The 19,221-nt window shown below is 46.3% G+C and carries 24 protein-coding genes; 17 read left to right on the plus strand and 7 right to left on the minus strand.

Going from position 1 to position 19,221, the window contains the following annotated elements:
• Window positions 1-7: 7 nt before the first annotated feature.
• The 14 genes from rpsH (at window position 8) to rplQ (ending at window position 7,475) form a co-directional block, all read left to right on the plus strand.
• On the plus strand, window positions 8-403 hold the full coding sequence (gene rpsH / locus Q335_RS0102820; RefSeq protein WP_028357337.1) for a 30S ribosomal protein S8: 396 nt from the start codon (window positions 8-10) through the stop codon (window positions 401-403).
• Between the two features lie 12 nt (window positions 404-415).
• Entirely contained in the window at window positions 416-949 is a 534-nt protein-coding gene (gene rplF / locus Q335_RS0102825) for a 50S ribosomal protein L6 (RefSeq protein ID WP_028357338.1), read from the plus strand.
• Between the two features lie 21 nt (window positions 950-970).
• Complete coding sequence (gene rplR, locus Q335_RS0102830) at window positions 971-1,336, plus strand: 50S ribosomal protein L18 (protein ID WP_028357339.1); 366 nt, start codon at window positions 971-973, stop codon at window positions 1,334-1,336.
• Window positions 1,337-1,350: 14 nt separating this feature from the next.
• Window positions 1,351-1,866: a 30S ribosomal protein S5 gene (gene rpsE, locus Q335_RS0102835; protein WP_028357340.1), complete on the plus strand. Its 516-nt coding sequence runs from the start codon at window positions 1,351-1,353 to the stop codon at window positions 1,864-1,866.
• Window positions 1,867-1,869: 3 nt separating this feature from the next.
• The gene (rpmD, locus tag Q335_RS0102840) at window positions 1,870-2,055 is read left to right on the plus strand and encodes a 50S ribosomal protein L30 (protein ID WP_028357341.1); all 186 of its coding nucleotides are present in this window, start codon (window positions 1,870-1,872) and stop codon (window positions 2,053-2,055) included.
• Window positions 2,056-2,065: 10 nt separating this feature from the next.
• Window positions 2,066-2,509, plus strand: coding sequence for a 50S ribosomal protein L15 (gene rplO / locus Q335_RS0102845; protein ID WP_038369286.1), 444 nt, complete (start codon window positions 2,066-2,068; stop codon window positions 2,507-2,509).
• Between the two features lie 11 nt (window positions 2,510-2,520).
• Window positions 2,521-3,861 carry a preprotein translocase subunit SecY gene (secY, locus tag Q335_RS0102850; protein ID WP_028357343.1) on the plus strand — a complete coding sequence of 447 codons (1,341 nt, stop codon included), beginning with the start codon at window positions 2,521-2,523 and terminating at the stop codon, window positions 3,859-3,861.
• Between the two features lie 4 nt (window positions 3,862-3,865).
• Window positions 3,866-4,084: a translation initiation factor IF-1 gene (gene infA / locus Q335_RS0102855; protein WP_028357344.1), complete on the plus strand. Its 219-nt coding sequence runs from the start codon at window positions 3,866-3,868 to the stop codon at window positions 4,082-4,084.
• A gap of 23 nt (window positions 4,085-4,107) precedes the next feature.
• On the plus strand, window positions 4,108-4,221 hold the full coding sequence (gene rpmJ / locus Q335_RS10105) for a 50S ribosomal protein L36 (RefSeq protein WP_084493520.1): 114 nt from the start codon (window positions 4,108-4,110) through the stop codon (window positions 4,219-4,221).
• A 33-nt stretch (window positions 4,222-4,254) separates the two neighbouring features.
• A complete protein-coding gene (rpsM, locus tag Q335_RS0102860; RefSeq protein ID WP_028357345.1) occupies window positions 4,255-4,620 on the plus strand; it encodes a 30S ribosomal protein S13 in 366 nt (121 codons plus the stop codon).
• A gap of 16 nt (window positions 4,621-4,636) precedes the next feature.
• Complete coding sequence (gene rpsK, locus Q335_RS0102865; protein ID WP_028357346.1) at window positions 4,637-5,035, plus strand: 30S ribosomal protein S11; 399 nt, start codon at window positions 4,637-4,639, stop codon at window positions 5,033-5,035.
• Between the two features lie 27 nt (window positions 5,036-5,062).
• On the plus strand, window positions 5,063-5,686 hold the full coding sequence (rpsD, locus tag Q335_RS0102870; protein ID WP_028357347.1) for a 30S ribosomal protein S4: 624 nt from the start codon (window positions 5,063-5,065) through the stop codon (window positions 5,684-5,686).
• A gap of 207 nt (window positions 5,687-5,893) precedes the next feature.
• Complete coding sequence (locus Q335_RS0102875; RefSeq protein WP_028357348.1) at window positions 5,894-6,877, plus strand: DNA-directed RNA polymerase subunit alpha; 984 nt, start codon at window positions 5,894-5,896, stop codon at window positions 6,875-6,877.
• 211 nt (window positions 6,878-7,088) lie between these two features.
• Window positions 7,089-7,475 carry a 50S ribosomal protein L17 gene (gene rplQ, locus Q335_RS0102880; RefSeq protein ID WP_028357349.1) on the plus strand — a complete coding sequence of 129 codons (387 nt, stop codon included), beginning with the start codon at window positions 7,089-7,091 and terminating at the stop codon, window positions 7,473-7,475.
• 99 nt (window positions 7,476-7,574) lie between these two features.
• On the opposite strand, the gene dsbD is transcribed toward rplQ, so the two are convergent.
• Window positions 7,575-9,563 (minus strand): protein-disulfide reductase DsbD, encoded by a 1,989-nt coding sequence (gene dsbD, locus Q335_RS0102885; protein ID WP_028357350.1) that lies wholly within the window; start codon window positions 9,561-9,563, stop codon window positions 7,575-7,577.
• 755 nt (window positions 9,564-10,318) lie between these two features.
• On the opposite strand from dsbD, the gene Q335_RS09045 reads away from it, so the two are divergent.
• Window positions 10,319-11,245: a LysR substrate-binding domain-containing protein gene (locus Q335_RS09045; RefSeq protein WP_051532259.1), complete on the plus strand. Its 927-nt coding sequence runs from the start codon at window positions 10,319-10,321 to the stop codon at window positions 11,243-11,245.
• On the opposite strand, the gene Q335_RS0102905 is transcribed toward Q335_RS09045, so the two are convergent.
• From Q335_RS0102905 to Q335_RS0102925, 5 genes are all read right to left on the minus strand, one after another.
• Window positions 11,222-12,292: a glycosyltransferase family 4 protein gene (locus Q335_RS0102905; protein ID WP_028357352.1), complete on the minus strand. Its 1,071-nt coding sequence runs from the start codon at window positions 12,290-12,292 to the stop codon at window positions 11,222-11,224. The two genes, Q335_RS09045 and Q335_RS0102905, sit on opposite strands and share 24 nt — an antisense overlap.
• The gene (locus Q335_RS09050) at window positions 12,279-13,148 is read right to left on the minus strand and encodes a glycosyltransferase family 2 protein (RefSeq protein WP_051532260.1); all 870 of its coding nucleotides are present in this window, start codon (window positions 13,146-13,148) and stop codon (window positions 12,279-12,281) included. Before Q335_RS09050 ends, Q335_RS0102905 begins: the two co-directional genes overlap by 14 nt.
• A 64-nt stretch (window positions 13,149-13,212) precedes the next feature.
• Window positions 13,213-14,616, minus strand: a complete 1,404-nt coding sequence (gene glmU, locus Q335_RS0102915; protein WP_245588269.1) for a bifunctional UDP-N-acetylglucosamine diphosphorylase/glucosamine-1-phosphate N-acetyltransferase GlmU — start codon at window positions 14,614-14,616, stop codon at window positions 13,213-13,215.
• Between the two features lie 170 nt (window positions 14,617-14,786).
• A complete protein-coding gene (locus tag Q335_RS0102920; RefSeq protein ID WP_028357354.1) occupies window positions 14,787-15,356 on the minus strand; it encodes a PhaM family polyhydroxyalkanoate granule multifunctional regulatory protein in 570 nt (189 codons plus the stop codon).
• 12 nt (window positions 15,357-15,368) lie between these two features.
• Window positions 15,369-16,199 (minus strand): NUDIX hydrolase, encoded by an 831-nt coding sequence (locus Q335_RS0102925; RefSeq protein ID WP_028357355.1) that lies wholly within the window; start codon window positions 16,197-16,199, stop codon window positions 15,369-15,371.
• 134 nt (window positions 16,200-16,333) lie between these two features.
• On the opposite strand from Q335_RS0102925, the gene Q335_RS0102930 reads away from it, so the two are divergent.
• Entirely contained in the window at window positions 16,334-16,993 is a 660-nt protein-coding gene (locus tag Q335_RS0102930; RefSeq protein ID WP_051532261.1) for an SCO family protein, read from the plus strand.
• Between the two features lie 358 nt (window positions 16,994-17,351).
• Here the strand turns inward: Q335_RS0102930 and rpoH are convergent, their stop codons facing one another.
• Window positions 17,352-18,230 carry an RNA polymerase sigma factor RpoH gene (rpoH, locus tag Q335_RS0102935; protein ID WP_038369289.1) on the minus strand — a complete coding sequence of 293 codons (879 nt, stop codon included), beginning with the start codon at window positions 18,228-18,230 and terminating at the stop codon, window positions 17,352-17,354.
• Between the two features lie 301 nt (window positions 18,231-18,531).
• Between rpoH and Q335_RS09055 the strand changes: the two genes are divergently transcribed.
• A complete protein-coding gene (locus tag Q335_RS09055) occupies window positions 18,532-19,179 on the plus strand; it encodes a hypothetical protein (protein ID WP_156929877.1) in 648 nt (215 codons plus the stop codon).
• Window positions 19,180-19,221: the final 42 nt, after the last annotated feature.

Raw genomic sequence — 19,221 nt, forward strand, 5'->3', positions numbered from 1 at the left:
GAATATTATGAGCATGAGCGATCCAATCGCCGATATGTTGACGCGTATTCGTAACGCACAACAAGTCGAGAAAGTTTCAGTATCTATGCCCTCCTCAAAGCTAAAAGTAGCCATTGCTACTGTGCTTAAGGACGAGGGTTATATCGAGAATTTTGAAATCAAAGGTGACAAATCCAAGCCTGAGCTTGAGATTGCACTTAAATACTACGCCGGTCGTCCGGTTATTGACCGCATCGAGCGTGTTTCACGCCCAGGTTTGCGTGTCTACAAAGGCCATGGCGACATTCCACAAGTCATGAACGGCTTAGGTGTAGCAATTGTTTCTACTTCCCGCGGTGTCATGACCGATCGCAAAGCGCGGTCTACTGGCGTGGGTGGTGAAGTACTTTGCTATGTGGCGTAAGGAGGAATCAATATGTCACGTGTAGCATCATATCCAGTCGCCGTACCAAGCGGCGTAGAAGTCAAAATTGATGACAACAATATCCACGTCAAAGGTCCTTTAGGTGAACTAAACCAACCTTTGATTGGTGAAGTTGACGTTAAACTTGAAGATGGCAAATTAACATTTGCTAGCAAAAGTGAATCCAAATTTTCACGCGCTATGTCAGGCACAACCCGCGCCCTCGTCAATAACATGGTGATCGGCGTTAGCAAAGGTTTCGAGCGTCGCCTCAACCTTATTGGTGTGGGTTACAGAGCCCAAGTACAAGGTACTAACCTTAAATTAGACTTAGGCTATTCGCATGACATTCTTCATCCGATTCCAGAAGGCGTCAAAGCAGAATGCCCAACGCCTACTGAAGTTGTGATCAAGGGCTATGACAAACAAGCCGTCGGTCAAACTGCCGCTAAAATCCGCGAATACCGTCCACCTGAGCCATACAAAGGCAAGGGCGTACGCTACTCCGATGAGCGTGTAGTGATGAAAGAAGTCAAGAAAAAATAATAGCGCAGACAAGGAACAATCATGGATAAGAAAGTATCTCGTTTGCGTCGTGCCGCTGCAACGCGCCGTAAAATTGCTGGTTTAAAAGTAAACCGCTTGGCAGTGCACCGCAGTAATACGCACATCTACGCAAATATTATTTCGCCAGAAGGCGATAAAGTATTGGTTTCTGCTTCTACTCTAGAAGCTGAAGTTCGTAAAGAACTCGCCAATAACAACACTAGCAGCAGTAACGTTCAAGCTGCCGCTGCCGTCGGTAAGCGCGTCGCCGAAAAAGCGAAGGCGGCTGGCATCGAGGCAGTCGCTTTTGATCGTTCTGGTTTCCGTTATCATGGTCGTGTCAAAGCGTTAGCCGAAGCAGCGCGTGAAAACGGTCTTAAATTTTAAACGAGGATTGTCAAATGGCTAGAGCACAAAGAAATGCAGCTGAAGATCGTGATGACGGTTTTCGTGAAAAAATGATCGCGGTAAACCGTGTCAGCAAAACAGTAAAAGGTGGTCGCACTATGAGTTTCGCCGCTTTAACTGTCGTTGGTGATGGCGATGGCCGCATCGGCATGGGTAAGGGTAAAGCTCGCGAAGTACCTGTTTCTGTCCAAAAAGCGATGGAACAAGCACGCCGCGGCATGAAAAAAATCCCTTTAATCAATGGAACCTTATACCACTCTGTTGTCGGTAAACACGGTGCCGCTACTGTCATTATTTCTCCTGCCGCTGAAGGTACTGGCGTGATCGCTGGTGGTCCTATGCGCGCAGTCTTTGAAGTAATGGGTGTGCGTAACGTGGTTGCTAAAAGCTTAGGTTCTAGTAACCCATACAACTTGGTTCGTGCGACCTTAAACGGCCTTGAAGAGTGCATGACACCTTCTGACGTGGCTGCTAAGCGTGGCAAAACCGTTGAAGAAATTCTGGAGTAAGTAATGGCTAACAAACAACTTAAAGTTACTCTAGTGCGCTCTGTTATCGGTACCAAAAAAGATCACCGCGACACTGTCCGTGGCTTAGGTCTTGGTAAAGTTAACAGCAGCCGAGTGTTACTTGATACCCCTGAAGTTCGCGGGATGATTCGCAAAGTGAATTATCTCGTGACTGTATCAGAAGCATAAAGGAAGTCAAATGTCAGAATTGCAATTAAATACTATTTCTCCGGCACCAGGTAGCAAACACGCACCTCGCCGTGTCGGTCGTGGTATTGGATCTGGCTTAGGTAAAACCGCTGGCCGTGGCCACAAAGGTCAAAAATCACGTGCCGGTGGTTTCCATAAAGTCGGCTTCGAAGGTGGTCAAATGCCACTTGCTCGCCGCTTACCTAAGCGTGGTTTCACACCACCACATCAACACTTAAGTGCACAAATCAGATTATCTGATTTGGCTAAAGTCGATTCTGAGACTGTTGATGTACAAGCTCTGAAACAAGCAGGCGTAATCGGCCAAAAAGTCCGTTACGTCAAAGTCATTAAAGCCGGTGAAGTTACCAGCAAAGTGACCCTCAAAGGCATTAGTGCTACAGCAGGTGCACGCGCTGCGATCGAAGCGGCCGGTGGCTCATTGTCCGAGTAAAGGGGTAATTAGTGGCTAAAGCTAAAGCGCAAGCAAAAGCTCAAAAACAAGAGAGCAGCAATAAATACGGTGACCTTAAAAAACGTCTAGTATTTTTGATATTGGCGCTCATTGTTTATCGTTTGGGTACACATATTCCAGTACCGGGTATCAACCCAGACGGTATGAAACAAATGTTTAATTCACAATCCGGGGGCATATTGGGTTTATTCAATATGTTTTCAGGTGGTGCATTGCAGCGTTTCTCGGTTTTTGCCCTAGGAATTATGCCGTACATTTCTGCCTCTATTATTATGCAGATGATGTCCTCCGTCGTACCTTCTCTTGAGGCAATCAAAAAAGAAGGCGAAGCGGGTCGTCGTAAGATTACCCAATGGACACGTTACGGCACAGTCGTTCTAGCGCTAGTTCAGTCATTCGGTATTGCCAGCACATTACAGTCTATGCCTAATTTGGTCATTAATCCTGGCTTTATGTTTATCTTTACCACCGTCATCACCTTAGTAACAGGTACGATGTTCATGATGTGGCTAGGTGAACAGATTACCGAACGTGGTTTAGGCAATGGTATCTCTATTCTTATTTTTGCAGGTATTGTTGCCGGTATCCCAACAGGCTTGGGTACGATGTTCGAGTTAGTCAGTAATAACCAAATTACCATTATTGGCGCATTAGTAATTTTGCTATTAGTCGTCGCTGTGACCGCTTTGGTAGTGTTCGTAGAGCGCGGCCAACGTCGAATTACAGTAAATTACGCCAAACGCCAAGTAGGTAACAAAATATACGGTGGCCAAAGCTCACACTTGCCACTCAAGTTGAATATGGCCGGTGTGATCCCACCTATTTTTGCTTCATCGATTATTTTGTTCCCTGCGACTATTGTGAGTTTTTTCTCACAAGCCAAAGACATGCGTTGGTTATCTGACCTGAGTGCTAGTTTATCGCCAGGTAAACCGCTCTATATTGTGGTCTTTACCGCATTAATTATCTTCTTCTGCTTTTTCTATACGGCATTGGTTTTCAACAGTCGCGAAACAGCAGACAACCTGAAAAAAAGTGGCGCTTTTGTTCCCGGCATTCGTCCAGGACAACAAACCGCTAAATATATTGATAAAATCCTCATGCGTTTGACCTTAGTCGGTGCGATTTATATTACACTAGTATGTTTGGTCCCCGAATTTCTTAGAGCGCAATGGAGCAACATTCCATTCTTGTTTGGTGGTACTTCGCTACTCATTATTGTGGTAGTTGCGATGGATTTTATGGCACAAATACAAGCGTATATGATGTCGCATCAATATGATTCGTTACTGAAAAAATCAAGCTTTCGAAATACGAATTTAATGAGATAGAACTATGGCAAAGGATGATGTAATTCAGATGCAAGGCGAGGTCCTAGAAAACCTGCCAAACGCAACGTTTCGCGTGAAACTCGAAAATGGACATATGGTGTTAGGCCATATTTCCGGCAAAATGCGAATGCACTATATTCGAATACTGCCAGGTGATAAAGTCACAGTAGAGTTAACCCCCTACGACCTAAGCAAGGCAAGAATTGTGTTTCGTTCTAAGTAAACGAAATTTATTAGGAGTCAACCATGAAGGTAATGGCATCAGTCAAAAAGATCTGCCGCAACTGCAAGATTATCAAACGTCATGGAGTTGTTAGAGTTATTTGTGTAGATCCACGTCACAAACAACGCCAAGGTTAATCCTAGGCAAAGTGTTAACAAAGAGGAACAGTCATGGCCCGTATTGCAGGCATTAACATTCCACCGCACGTTCATACTGAAATCGGTTTAACAGCTATTTATGGTATTGGTCGTCCGCGTTCTCGCAAAATCTGCGAAGCGACTGGTATTCCAAGCGATAAAAAAGTAAAAGATTTAACCGATGCAGAACTCGAAAAAATTCGCGAAGCAATTGGCGAATATGTAATCGAGGGTGACTTGCGTCGTGAAGTACAACTATCAATTAAACGTTTAATTGATTTAGGAACCTACCGTGGCATGCGCCACAGACGCGGACTGCCCGCTCGCGGACAACGTACTCGTACGAATGCTCGTACTCGTAAAGGTCCACGTCGTGCAGCTCAATCTTTGAAGAAATAATTGAGGAAAGCATAATATGGCGAAAGCTCAAAGCGGCGCTACTCGCGCACGTAAAAAAATCAGGAAAGTAGTGACAGACGGCATCGCGCACGTTCACGCTTCTTTCAACAATACAATCATCACAATTACTGACCGTCAAGGTAACACCTTGGCATGGGCGACGTCGGGTGCAGCGGGCTTTAAAGGCTCACGCAAATCGACGCCTTTTGCAGCGCAAGTTGCAGCCGAGTCAGCGGGACGTGTTGCATTGGAATTTGGTATTAAAAATCTTGACGTCGAAGTCAAAGGTCCTGGCCCTGGCCGTGAATCTTCTATTCGTGCGTTAAATGCATTAGGTATCAAAATCACCAGCATCTCAGACATTACGCCTATCCCGCACAACGGTTGCCGTCCTCCAAAACGTCGTCGTATCTAATCGTCAGGATTCATTTAAGGGAAAACAATGGCACGATATACTGGTCCAAAATGCAAACTGTCACGCCGTGAAGGTATTGACTTATTTTTAAAGAGTGCTCGTCGTTCTTTAGACTCAAAATGTAAACTTGAATCAAAACCAGGTCAACACGGTCGCACTTCAGGTGCTCGTACTTCTGACTACGGTGTACAGTTACGCGAAAAACAAAAACTTAAACGTATGTACGGTGTGTTAGAAAAACAATTCCGTAAATATTTCACTGAAGCTGAGCGTCGTCGTGGTAATACCGGCGAGACCCTGATTCAGTTATTGGAATCTCGTTTAGACAACGTCGTTTACCGTATGGGTTTTGGTTCTACTCGCGCCGAAGCACGCCAATTAGTGGCTCACGGTGCTATCGAACTTAACGGTCACAAAGCTGACATTCCTTCTATGTTGGTCAAAAACGGTGACGTGATTTCTGTTCGTGAAAAATCTCAAGCGCAATTGCGCATCAAAGAAGCAATGGAACTTGCGGCTAATATTGGTCTCCCACAATGGGTAGAAGTTGACGCTAGCAAATTTAGCGGTACGTTCAAACAAGCGCCTGATCGCGCCGACGTTGCTCAAGATATTAACGAATCTCTAGTAGTCGAGCTTTACTCTCGTTAATTTTAGCGATACTTGCTTACAGATTCAGTTAATTGCTATTTTTACAAACAGCATAGCTCGGATTCGGGTTATGCTGTTGCTGCGCTTAAATACGCGCCTTTTTGTAGTATTGCAGTACTGATGGCTGCTGAACGATTAGCAGCTTTTTATTATCCATCAGCCTTATCGGTGTAACGAGCCGAGGGTATTGAAAAGGAAATGACACACATGGCACAAGCTTTTCTTAAACCTCGTTCAATCGAGGTCTCTGCTTATTCAGATTCTCACGCTAAAGTCGTGATGGAACCGTTTGAACGCGGTTTTGGTCACACCTTAGGTAATGCTTTACGTCGTATTTTATTGTCTTCAATGACCGGCTATGCACCGACAGAAGTACAAATTGACGACGTCGTCCACGAGTATTCAACGATTCCAGGCGTTGGCGAGGATGTGGTTGATATTATCCTCAACCTCAAAGGCGTTGTCTTCAAATGTCACGGTCGTGAAGAAGTCAATCTCACACTTAACAAAAAAGGCCCGGGCCTTGTGACAGCGGCTGACATCGAGTTACCGCATGACGTTGAGATTATTAATCCTGATCACGTGATTGCTAACTTAACCGACAATGGTCGTTTATCAATGACCATCAAGGTTGAACAAGGTCGCGGCTATGTGCCAGGAAATGTACGCGCCCTCAACGAAGATAAACACCACACTATTGGTCGTATCGTTCTTGACGCGTCTTATAGCCCGATTCGTCGTGTAAGTTATGAAGTAGAGAATGCCCGTGTGGAGCAACGTACCGACCTAGATAAATTAGTGCTAGACATCGAAACTAACGGTGTCATCACTCCAGAAGAGGCCGTGCGTCAAGCGGCGCGTATTCTGATGGATCAAATCTCTGTCTTTGCTGCGCTTGAAGGTTCGCCAGAAACCTTTGAAGCACCTGCTCGCGGTACACCGCAAATCGATCCTGTATTACTACAACCGGTGGATGATCTTGAGCTTACTGTTCGTTCTGCGAACTGCCTTAAAGCCGAGAGCATTTACTACATTGGTGATTTGATTCAACGCACCGAAAACGAACTACTCAAAACACCGAACTTAGGCCGTAAATCGCTTAATGAGATCAAAGAAGTATTGGCGGCACGCGGTTTGACTTTAGGCATGAAACTAGAAAACTGGTTGCCTGACGACGTCAAACGTAACTAAGCCAATGTCATGCTGGGTAGAGACTTAAGAACTTTACCCAGTTTGCAGCAACTGCCTATGCATACGGTGGATAGCCGTTATAATAGGCGAGCTAGTATTGACTAGCATTTTTTATTAACCCCAAGTTGGCCCGCTGGTTTACCAGATAGAAGAGCTCAACCGCTTATAGGCTAAGTAGCTTTATAAGCACCAAGATTTAAAGGAAATTATCATGCGCCATCGTCATGGTCTTCGTAAATTAAACCGTACTAGTGCTCATCGTTTAGCGATGTTCCGCAACATGTCAGTTTCTTTAATTGAACATGAAGCAATCAAAACAACCCTTCCAAAAGCTAAAGAATTGCGTCGTGTATTCGAGCCGTTGATCACTTTAGCCAAAAACCCAACCCTTGCTAATCGTCGTTTAGCTTTTGCTCGTCTTCGTGATCGTGACGCCGTGACTAAGCTTTTCAATGAATTAGGTCCGCGTTTCAAAGCGCGTAACGGTGGTTATACACGTGTTCTTAAAATGGGTTTCCGCCAAGGTGATAACGCACCAATGGCTTATATGGAACTTACGGAAAGAGCCGAAGAAGCTTCTGATAACACTAGCAACTAAGCATTCACTAGCACCACTTCGTGATTTAGGGTGGTGCTAGTACTTACTTATAGTTAAAGACTTTTTTCTTCATGAAAAAAGTCTTTTTTTATTTAACGCTTAGGGTAAGGCTTGGCTCAAGGTGTTCGCAAAGGTTCGTGCGTTTTCAAAACCGACAACCCGAGGATGGACTAACTCTTGGCCGTTGGCATCAAAGAAAATTACCGCTGGAGGGCCAAACAGTTTAAAGTGCTGCAATAGTTCGCGCTGCTCGGGGGTATTGGCGCTGACATCCACCTGTAAAAGATTAAATTGCTGCATACGCGCTTGCACGACTGGATCGGGATAAGTGAAGTTTTCAAATTCGCGGCAGGCGACACACCAATCGGCGTTAAATTCCAGCAAATAGGGCTTAGTATGGCCTTGTTGTAAGACGCTTTGCAATTGGGCGAGCGATTCAATAGACTGAAAATTAAGCGCCGATGGGGTTGCTTTTGTCGATGTAGGCACCTGCAAACTGAGCCCTTTTAGGGGTTGTAAAAGGCTGGGTTGACCGGTACTGAGTCCCACCATGAGTAGGATCGACCAAATCATCAGAAGCGCACCTATCGCGTTAATAAATTGCTGGATAACTGAGCCGGCATTGCTCTTAAAACTAAAACAAAATAAAGCGGCGAGCGCTGCCAAAAAGGCCCAGCCCAGAACAGCAACAGCAGGTGTGAGGAACGGATAAACCATCCACCAGGCAGTTGCCAATAACAGCAGGCCGCTGATTTTGTTGATCTGGTGCATCCACGCGCCTGCTTTGGGTAATAAAGCCCCTGAAGTGGCGCCCAGTACGATCAGGCTCATGCCTTGCCCCCAGGCAAGCGTAAATAGAGCCAGGGCACCCAAGAGCAAATTACCGCTTTGAGAGATAAATAATAATACCCCTGCTAATGGTGCAGCCACGCAGGGGCCGCATACAAGCGCAGACAACATCCCCATGACGAGCGCACTGCCATAATGACCACCTTTGCGTTTGCTGAGCGCTTGATCGACTCGCGATTGCCAGGCACTTGGCGTCTGAAAGTTAAGATTGGCAAACATAGCCAGTGCGAGTAGTGCAAGTAGTATCGCAAATATGGATAAGACCCATGGGGTTTGCATCCAAGATGAAAGTGCTGAGCCTAAGGATGCCGCCAGTAAACCCATAATGGTGTAAACCACTGAGGTTCCCAATACATAAATCAAAGCGAGTCCTAGGCTGGCACCGCGGCGGGTGGTGGTATGGGTGTTTGCTTGACGCCCTTGTTGCTGTCCAACTAGCAAGGCAAATAAAATGGGCAGCATGGGTAGTACGCATGGCGTAAATGACAGCAATACCCCTAACATAAAGGTCAAACCAATAATGCGCAGACCGCTAGCCTGAGTGAGATGTGAGGCCAACTCAGTATCGCCGCTAGTAAATATCGTATTCGTGCTTGATGAAATGGGCGTTGAGCTCTCAGTATTGGTGGGTGATGACGTGGTGCCACTGGGCTGTGCTGGATCTAAGAGCTTAGGTGTGGCGGGTCCTTGAGGATGGTTGGGGCTGTTTTGAATCTGTAGGCCTTGTGGACTGGGGGTTAGCTTTACTTGGTAGTCCATCGGCGGATAACATAATCCTGCTTCAGCGCAGCCTTGCGCGGTGACGGTCACCGTCATTGCTTGTTGGCTTTGTAGAGGCAAAAGCAGCGTGACTTGATCGTGATAGATCTCCATTTCTTGCTCAAAGGTTGGATCATACTTGCTTTGGGCCGCCGGCCAGTTGATCGGTCCAAATGCGTCCTGGATAAGCCCTTGATCGACTTGATCTCCATTGTCGGCTTGATTGGCTTGATCTGCATGAGCCGCAAAGCTAAAGCGCTGCTTATATAAGTAATACCCTGGGGCTATTTTAAATTGCACCGCTAATGTGTTTGGCGACTGTATCTGTGCAGAAAATTGAAACGCTTGCTCGGGTTCCAAAAATTCTTCTTCTGCCATCGCGTTAATGGGCTGAAGCATGCACATAAGTACTAAGGCCAGCCAAAGCAAGGGCTTGATAAAAGGTAAAAAAGTGTGATGAGAAGGATGAGACGTATGCATGAAATACCCACACGGATCACAGATGATGGAAAAAAGCTAAGTGTCTATTTTAGAACGGCTGGCAAGTGGCTAGTGTTTAAGTCCGCTTTTGAAACACAAAAGTCAGTCATTAAAACACCCAGAAGCGACCTTGTAGCGGCTTGATCAGCAATTTTTAAAGCCAATTTGTATAGTAGTAAAGATAACCCTATAATTTATGTGGGTATTTTTTGAATGGATATTCAGCAAATACAGGCGTTTGAAGATAGGTCAATAAAACTGTAAAAAATTTTTTATAAAATCTAACTTTTACTAACTGCGTGGTGCCTTGGTTTTCACGTATGATAACGGATTCTTTCAAGCTATCATCGTAATATTAGTCAGCGACTGTATTGTACTGGGCGGCTAGAAGTGCTGCTCACAGTAGGCGCTAAGTTAGTCGCTGATTGTTCATTTTTCTTTTAGAAAACGTTGTAACTCTCTAAAAACTAAGCGTTTTGGCCTTTTGGGCTGAGGGCTATCGAGGCCTTGGCAACGTTTAGTTTTGCGAATAATTTCCCACAACTTCGCGTATTTCAGGTCTGGATTAACCAGACAGTTTGGCTGCTCATCATGAGTGGCAGAGAGTGCTTTATAAAGCAACTTGATAAGCACTTAATAATTAACCTAATATATAACGTTTGATTGTATGAATAAAACTTTTCATGATAATTATGGATAATCCCTGTATAAATTAGTAGCTATACTATTATTTAATTTGATACAAAGGAGTATTTATGCGTATAACCTTGCGACAACTCGCTATTTTTCAGGCAGTCTATCGGCAAGGCTCAACACAAGCGGCAGCAGAACAAGTGTCACTTACGCAATCGGCAGTCAGTATGGCATTGTCTGCCCTTGAAAAGCAACTCGGTACACAATTATTCGATCGCATCGGGCGTCACTTAGTACCTAATCAACAAGCAGAAATTCTCTTACCTCAAGCAGAAGAGGTGCTTTTACGCTGTGTCAATATTGAGCAAATGTTTACGGGCGTCTATGGACGCCTCAAAATCGGTGCCAGTCAGACGATTGGCAACTATTTATTGCCTGGCCTGATTCAGCGCTTCAAACAGCTGCATCCACAAACAGATATTGCCTTGTTTATTCACAATTCCAAAGAGATTTGTGAGGGCTTATTAAATTTTGATTTTGACTTTGGCTTTGTGGAGGGGCCGAACCATTTGCCTGCCATCAAGAGCACGCCTTGGATCGAGGATGAAATGGTCTTGTTTTGTGCCGCCCATAGCCAACTTAGGGGCTTAGAACACGATCAAGATACGTTAGACTTTGAAGATTTAGGCCGACTGCCTATGATTGTGCGCGAAGTCGGTTCTGGCACCCGAGAGATCTTGGATCAGTTTTTGTTGCAGTATGTGGAACACCCACAAGTGGTGGAGCTCAGTAATTCTGAGGCCATTAAGCAATCTGTCGTCCATGATATGGGTGTCGGTTGCTTGTCTTTGTATACCTTGCAAGACTTGCTCGATATGCAAAAAATCCGTATCTTACGGGTCAATAAATTGCGCCCAATGATTCGTAAATTCTGCTTTATAGAGTCCCCTCATAAATTCGTGAGTCCAATTCAAGCCGAATTTATGCAGTTTTGTATGAATTCACGCCAAGATCTCAGACTCGACTCATTGAGTGCGATGGCTCAATAGCTCAGCGAATAAATCCAAATAACGCTGCGCCATCGCCTCTGCCATATTGTTTTTTTGTACATACTCATACGCCTTATCGATTCTCGCTTGTACCGATGCATCATGATCAAGGGTGGCGCCCAAGGCTTGAGCCAAGGCTTCATGATCATCGATAGGTACAATTAGGCCACGGCCATCGGCCAGGAGCTCACTGGGGCCTAAGCTCGCCGTCGCGACGACGGGGACTTTTTGATAAAAAGCATCCAAAATACTGCTTCCTAGGGCCTCGATACGAGCGCTAGAGGCAAAAATCGTAAAGAAACTGTAGATATTTTCTATGCTTTTGTGAAAGCCCGCCATTTTGTAATAGTCTGCCATACCCAGCTGGTCGATTAACTGCTGACACTCCGCAACCGAGCTACCACTCCCAAAGTGTAGAACTGCAAAGTCTTGGCGTTGTTGGCGCAACTTGGCGGCGGCTTTGATCAGCGTGAGAGGGCCTTTTTCGGGTCTGACAGCCGAAGCCGAGGCGATAATTTTGGTGCCTGGCGCAATCCCATAGTGCTCGAGTAGTTGCGCAAAGCGCTCGGCTTTTTGTAGATGCGGTTCTATGGCACTGGGAATGATCAGCGGCTCTATCCCCAAACGACGTGGTTCGCTGGCAGCTGATTGACTGATCGCCACCAGTTGGTCACAGCGTTGCCATTTTTGGCGTACGGTCTTGTCTTTGCCGGCTTTAACGGGAAAATCAGTGCGCCGCGAGAACACAAGCTTGCCCTTATATCGCCACTTAAAGAGCACGGCCCAAGTGAGGGTGTTAGGGGTTTGGCTGTGCACAATATCAAAGCCTTGAGCTCGACCACTCAAAAAAAATCCAGCGGCGCTGCTGCTCGATTTGCCTTCATAAACAGTAAATCCTAATTGTTTGGCCGCTTTACTCAACTCACTATCACGACGCGCCAGTAAGCTTACGTCGTGGCCGGCTTTTTGAAATTGCCGCATGCTTAATAGCGTCTGGCGTTCACCACCACGCCAGCCCTTTTCCATATTGAGTTCAAGAATTTTCATGGGAAGTAGAAGTTGTTGAGGTTGTTGAGTGCTGGGAGGCGTGCTTTTCTTTTTGTTTGAGGTATAGGGCAGCATATTTATTAAAAACGGATTGGCAGGCGAAAAGCGTGAGTAAAAAACCCGCTGAGCCGTCCAAAAAGCCTTTTTTAAAAATATAAGTCCTAAAAAAACGTCCAAAGCTGTGACCGCAAGCGGCTAATAAGCTTGTGCGCTTGCCCGCCTGGTATTTTTGTTGAGCCCAGGCTTGGGCGTAATTGGCCGATTTTGTTAAGTAGTCCTGTAAATTGCGGTAGGTATAGTGCAATAAATCACCGTCTAGAGTCTGGACTTGAGCGTGAGCGGGGACGATCACGCTCTCGTGCACTAAGGCGTCATCATAAGTGGTTAAGGCATGCGGATAAAAGCGCTCGACATAGCCAGGATACCAACCGCAATGCTTGATGAAGCGACCAAAAGCCCAACTCAAGCGTGCGACACTAAAGACCGTTTGTTGATAAGATGAACTCTGCTTGAGGACGCGTTCTATACTTTGGCGTAATTGTGGCGTCATACGTTCATCGGCATCAAGCCAGAAGACCCAGTCACAATGCACATATTGCTGCGCGATTTGGCGCTGTTTACCGTAGCCCGGCCAGTCTGTATGGGAATGAAAATCCGCCTTAAATTCGCGAGCAATGGCGGCCGTGGCATCGGTACTACCTGAATCTACGATCACAATTTGATCGGCTAAATCCGCCACTGAATGAAGACAATCCCGTAGTGATTGTTCCTCGTTTTTGACAATCATGACAATCGCCAAGCTCGCTGGCTTGGCGTGGTCTGTGGTCTGAGAGAGGCTTGAGTGAGAAGTGGTCATGCGCACGCAAGTCAAGAAGAATATCGACACATATGGACTTTGGACTACTTAGGGCTCCTCAAGGCTACTCAGCCTTAGGTGCTTTTTTTTCGGGGCGTTTCCAATTGCTTTTGCTGACTTGTTCACTCTTAGTCAGTGTCAGCTGACCCGCCGGCGCATCTTGACGTAAGGTCGTGCCAGCACCAATTGTCGCCGCTTTGCCGACATTCACCGGGGCGACCAATTGCGTACCTGAGCCAATAAAGGCCTCGGTGCCGATGGTGGTTTTGTGCTTATTAGCGCCGTCATAATTGCAAGTAATCGTACCGGCGCCGATATTGACACGGTCACCAATCTCGGCGTCTCCCAAATAGCTTAAATGATTGGCTTTACTGCCGTTGCCCAGTTTGGTTTTTTTGAGCTCGACAAAGTTACCAACATGACTGCTTGGGCCTAATTGACTACCTGGACGAATCCGTGCATAAGGGCCGACGGAGGCGTTATGCCCAATGATGGCATCTTCGATATGGGTAAATGCATGGATTTGTGTGTTGTCGCCAATTCGGGCATCACGAATAATGCAATTAGGACCGATCTGTACATTATCTCCAAGCTCGACCTTGCCTTCAAAAATACAATTGGCATCAATACTAACGTCTTGGCCACACTCGAGATGGCCTCGCAGATCAAAGCGATGTGGATCGATGAGGGTGACACCCCGCTTCATGATTGAGCGAGCTTGCTCAAATTGCCATTGGCGTTCAAGTTTGGCTTGTTGTTCTCGGCTATTAACACCCGCCGTCTCCCAAGCGTGATCGGGTTGCACGGTATTGATACTTACACCGTCTGCGACCGCTAGGGCGATAATATCGGTGAGGTAATACTCACCTTGGGCGTTGTTATTCGTGATACGACCGAGCCAATCTTTGAGCTTTTTGGTCGGCACACACAAAATACCGGTATTGATTTCGGTGATTTTTTGTTCTTCTGGGCTGGCGTCACGTTGCTCGACGATACGTACGACTTCTTGGTTTTGGTCACGTACAATACGACCATAGCCTGTAGGATCCGTCATCTCTTGGGTGAGTAAGCCCAAACCTTGACTCGCCGCCTTGATTAAACGGCGCAAGGTGCGTGGCTGAACCAAGGGCACATCGCCATATAGGATCAAGGTCAGATCATTATCATTGCTATCGATTAAATTAGGGATGGCTTGTTGCACAGCATGACCCGTGCCGTTTTGTTGTTCTTGAATAATGAACTTAAGAATAGAACGCTCGCAAAAAGTATTACGGATCAACTTAGCGCCATGACCGATGACCACCGTAATATTGCTAGATAAATCAGTCACATTATCGATGACATGTGAAAGCATGGACTTGCCAGCGATTTTGTGCAGGACTTTAGGAATTTCGGACTGCATCCGCGTGCCTTTGCCGGCTGCCAAAATAACAATACTTAGATTCATAGGTTCAGAAGAGTAGCTCATAGATTCCACTGCGATAGATAGTTAATTGTCTCGATAGCCTCTGTAGTCTTTGTTGTCTAGCGGGTCTGTCTGACTAAAGGCCATAAATATTCTTAGTTTAACGTGCTCAAGGGGCTTTTTCAAAAAGCAATAGGTAAATAATTGCAAGCAAAAAACGTCATCCTGCCTGCTTATGATTGGGTTGGCTTGGGCTTATCTGAGCGAGATGGTGCATCACTTGATGAGCTTGGCGTTTGAAAAGATTGCATAGCTTGGGTGGCGATATTTTGATATTGCTGTTGTAAGAAAGAAAACCAATTTTGCATCATGGCCTGAGCCTGTGCCGAGTTGTCGCTGGCCGATGTTTGCTGTTGAGTTTGCGGCTGTTGTGGCTGGTTCTGTGCTTGAGGATCGCTCTGATCAGGGGCGGTCGTCGTTGACTCATAGAAGGGACTCGTAAAAGCCTTAAACGCCGCGGCATTGGGTGCCATTTTCATGAAATCTTGCATGGCCTGTTGGCTGCTGCGTTGCATTTCTAGGCTCTGAATGGTGTTTTTCAGCATAGAGTGGTTAAGGGCTAACCATGCTTCTATGGTTTTGAGGTCTTGAATGCGCTTATCGATATCGGCATTGGCCTGTTGCCAAGATTGCCAATTCGCGGCGCCTACTTGTGCCATTTGTTGCCAAGACTGATTCAGGTTTTGCAGATTCTCAAAAATGTCTTGGTAATCACTAGCATTCTTAAAAAAATCCTGACTCATGCACAACGCTCCTTAGGAATGGGTAAAAGCCTCTAGCCCATGTTCGTGATATTGCAGCAGGCTTTCGGTTAATACAATAGCCGCCTCTAGGGTCAGCTGATCGGCCTCGATCAAGTCCAGCACCTCATCGGCACTAAAGGTTCGGAATTCAGACACTTCGCCATCTTGGTTCTTGAGTACGACATGATCGGGCAAACGGCATTGACTGACATATAACTCTTCGAGCTGATAGCCTTCGGGCAGTGGGCGTCGCAGCAGGGCGGCCTTTTGGATGGGCTGGCAAGGTTGTAAGTCCCTAGGATGTAAGCCCGCCTCCTCGAAACTCTCACGAATTAGCCCCTGTTGTAAGGTATCCTCGGCATTCAAAATGCCTCCGACCAGTGTATCCCATAGCCCTGGATCGATGGCCTTACTGGTAGCGCGCTTGGCTAAATAAATACGACCATCAGTATGCCAGGCATTCAGATGAATAGAGCGCGTCAACATCCCCAAAGGCCGTAAGGCACCGCGTTCCATTTGCGCCAAGACAGTGTGTTGATCTGCGCCATAGACGTTTAGTAACTCATTGCGCCAAGCGCGAATACAGCCATGCGCTTGTAATTGTTGTGCGATCTCGGCAAGGCGTTGGTTAAGTTGAGCCCCATTTAAGTGCTGGCAGTCAATTTGCAGCCCTTGCGGTAGACGTCGTACTTGTGGATCCTGACTAAGGACTTGAAGTGCATGGGGATGGATAACACCGACGGTTTCAGACCCCAAAAATAAAGCGACAGAGCCCTCAATCGGAGCTTGTGAAGCTTTTTCTAGGAGTTTGGCACGAAGCTTTTGTAAAAGCGCTACATTCACGTTATGAAACTTCCTTTAGAATATTTATTAGGGTAGAGAAAAAGCTCTGCCGTTGTAGTGGGTTTGGCATTTTGCTCAATGCTAACAAATCCTACAATTTTGTACTATGTTTATCATCAAAAAAGAGGCAAATTATGCACTACTTAAGGGGCTTAACGCAACCGCTAGGCGTTGTCTATCGTCTGTCTGTGGCCAGATTAACCTGTGGGCGGGGCTGGCTGTGCCAGTGTTTTGTGCTCTTAATTTTGGGTTTAGCCTGTCTGCATACACAAGCGGCGCCGTCATTAAATGGTGCCGATATTAGTGGCAGCCATTTTGGCCAAGGCTTGGCTGCCCAAAATCTCGTCGGACAGCGTGTCACCCTGAGTGATTATAGAGGCAAGGTGCTACTTTTGTTTTTTGGTTTTACACGTTGCGCCGATATCTGTCCTACGACAATGGCGCAGTTAGCGCAACTGCAACAAAGCCTCGAGCCTAAAGAGGCACAACAGGTTCAGGTATTTATGGTAGCCATTGATCCCGAGCGCGATAATCAACACACGCTCAATAGCTACGTCAAAGCCTTTGACGAGCATTTTGACGCACTTTGGGGCACGCCCGAACAAATGCAGCAATTAGCCAAGAGTTTCAAAGTTCATGTCAAAAAGAATGCTTATACCAATGGCAATTACGATATTGAGCACAGTGCCAGTATTTATGTGATCGACAAAAAAGGCGAGTCCGTTCTACTGTTTAAACCAGGGATGGATGTGGATGAAATGCTGGCAGATATTCGGGTCTTGCTGGCCCAATAAGTGGCTCGAAGCGTTAGGTAGGGCGTAACTAGGATTGTCTAGCGACTCAGGCGAAGCACGACACAAATGCAGCAAAAAAAAGCACTTCTGGAAAGGGGATAACCAGAAGTGCTAAAACATTCGCTCTTGATAGGGGAAGGAAAGAGGAGAATAAGAGCGAATGATGAACTTTATTGCAAAGATCATAATAGTTAGTCTTTATGTTCTCATAATAGTTCCCAAATAGGCCGCTCGTGTTGTTTCAATATGTTTCTGCTCTTAAGTAATTATTAAGATCCGATTTGCAAAGCCAAAGAATAAACCCACAGTTGCCTGTGGGTTTATCGCTTGAGAGATTAAAAAATCAGGTTAAAAACAATTACATATTTTGTGCGAGTGCTTTTCGCATTTTTTTGAGAGCAGCACTTTCGATTTGGCGAATGCGTTCGGCTGAAACACCATATTGTGCGGCTAGCTCGTGCAAGGTAGCGGCCTTGTCATCGTGCAACCAGCGCGCTTCTATGATATGGCGAGAACGCTCGTCTAAGGTTTTGAGGGCGTCTTGTACGCCTTGGGTTTGCATCTCGTAGGCAGATTGGCGCGCTAAGACATTGGTTGGCTCATGCTCGCCTTCGTCGGATAGATAATTGGCGGGTGAGTAATCCTCCTCGTCATCGGAGGATGATTCAAAAGCCATATCGTGACCTGTGAGGCGAACCTCCATTTCGGCGACATCCTCGGGGCGTACATTGAGTTTGCTAGCGATACCCTGAATGCTCTCAGGCTCTAGAGTACGGCTATCTGGGCGCATGCTACGCAGATTAAAAAATAATTTGCGTTGCGCCTTAGTGGTGGCGATTTTTACGAGGCGCCAGTTGCGAATAATGTATTCGTGAATCTCGGCCTTGATCCAATGCACCGCAAACGACATCAGACGCACGCCACGCGTAACATCATAGCGTTTGACGGCTTTCATGAGGCCAATATTGCCTTCTTGGATAAGGTCAGCATGTGGTAAACCATAACCCAAGTATTGGCGCGAAATTGACACGACTAAACGCAAGTGCGACATAATTAATTGGCGCGCTGCATCTAGATTCTCTTTGTATTGTAATTCCTCTGCGAGGGATTTTTCTTGTTCTGCTGTCAGCATAGGAATACGGTTAACTGCACTAATATACGACTCTATGCTACCCAGAGCGCCTGGATTCAGCAGAGCGCTAGAGTGGTTTGGTAAAGTCATTGGTAAGTTAGTCATATAAGTTTGAATTCCTTAAAAGAAGACGCGTAGGCTATTTTAACATTTCCTACAGTGATATAAATTAGACTCATATAGAACTAAAAAGTTCCTTATGTATGAGGCTAAAGAAGAGTAAAACTACCTGGTGCTAGAGCAGATGCAAGCTTGCATTAAAAAGACGATGGATACTAGCGAAAACTGAGGATGCTAGAAATTAGTATCAGAGATATAGCAATAAAGACTACAGAAATTAAAAGAAATTAAGTGCTGCGTTGGAACAAGTAAAATGGCCCGTTTATCGAGATTATTTATAGCACATATGCCGCATTTGGTTCAGATGGAGTTACGATGTTCCTTGCAAACGCATCCTCAATTAAAGAGCATAGTGCAAAACTGGCTGGCTCAGCAACTGCAGAAACAAAGTGTTGCACTTCATGCCTGGCGCATCGATGATCAATACATTCGCTTACTGCTCACGCCGTCGGCCCCGAGCACTATCGCCACCATGGTGCAAAGCCTCGGTCGCCAACTCGCATTAATACAAAACCAAGGTCAGGTCTTTAGAGGACGTTATCGTTGCTGTATAGCACAACCCCAGCGGTGGTTACTACCGCTCATGGTTTGGCTCGAATCCTACGCAGTGACGGCCAGTAGTGAGCAACAAAGCCTGTTCTGGCCATGGGCGTCGACAGCCGAACATGCCGGCTACCAGTCGCAGACACAATTAGCTCTGTCCGATGTAGACGATTATTGGCGTTTGGGAAATACGCCTTTTGAGCGCCAAATGGCCTATCGTCAATTGCTTGATGAAGGCTTGTCGCCACAGCAAATCGCGCGGATTCAGGCGGCCTTACGCGGTCAATGGGTACTTGGCGAGGCCGCCTACATTGACGCCTTACAACAGCATACCAAGCGCCCACTTGCGCCGCGAAAACGAGGGCGCCCACCTAAGTGTGGCAACGCTTAAAGCGCGCCGCCGCTACTCAAGCAAGGTCAAGCAAGGTCTAGG

It is taken from the genome of Brackiella oedipodis DSM 13743 (assembly GCF_000621025.1).
GTDB lineage: Bacteria > Pseudomonadota > Gammaproteobacteria > Burkholderiales > Burkholderiaceae_B > Oligella > Oligella oedipodis.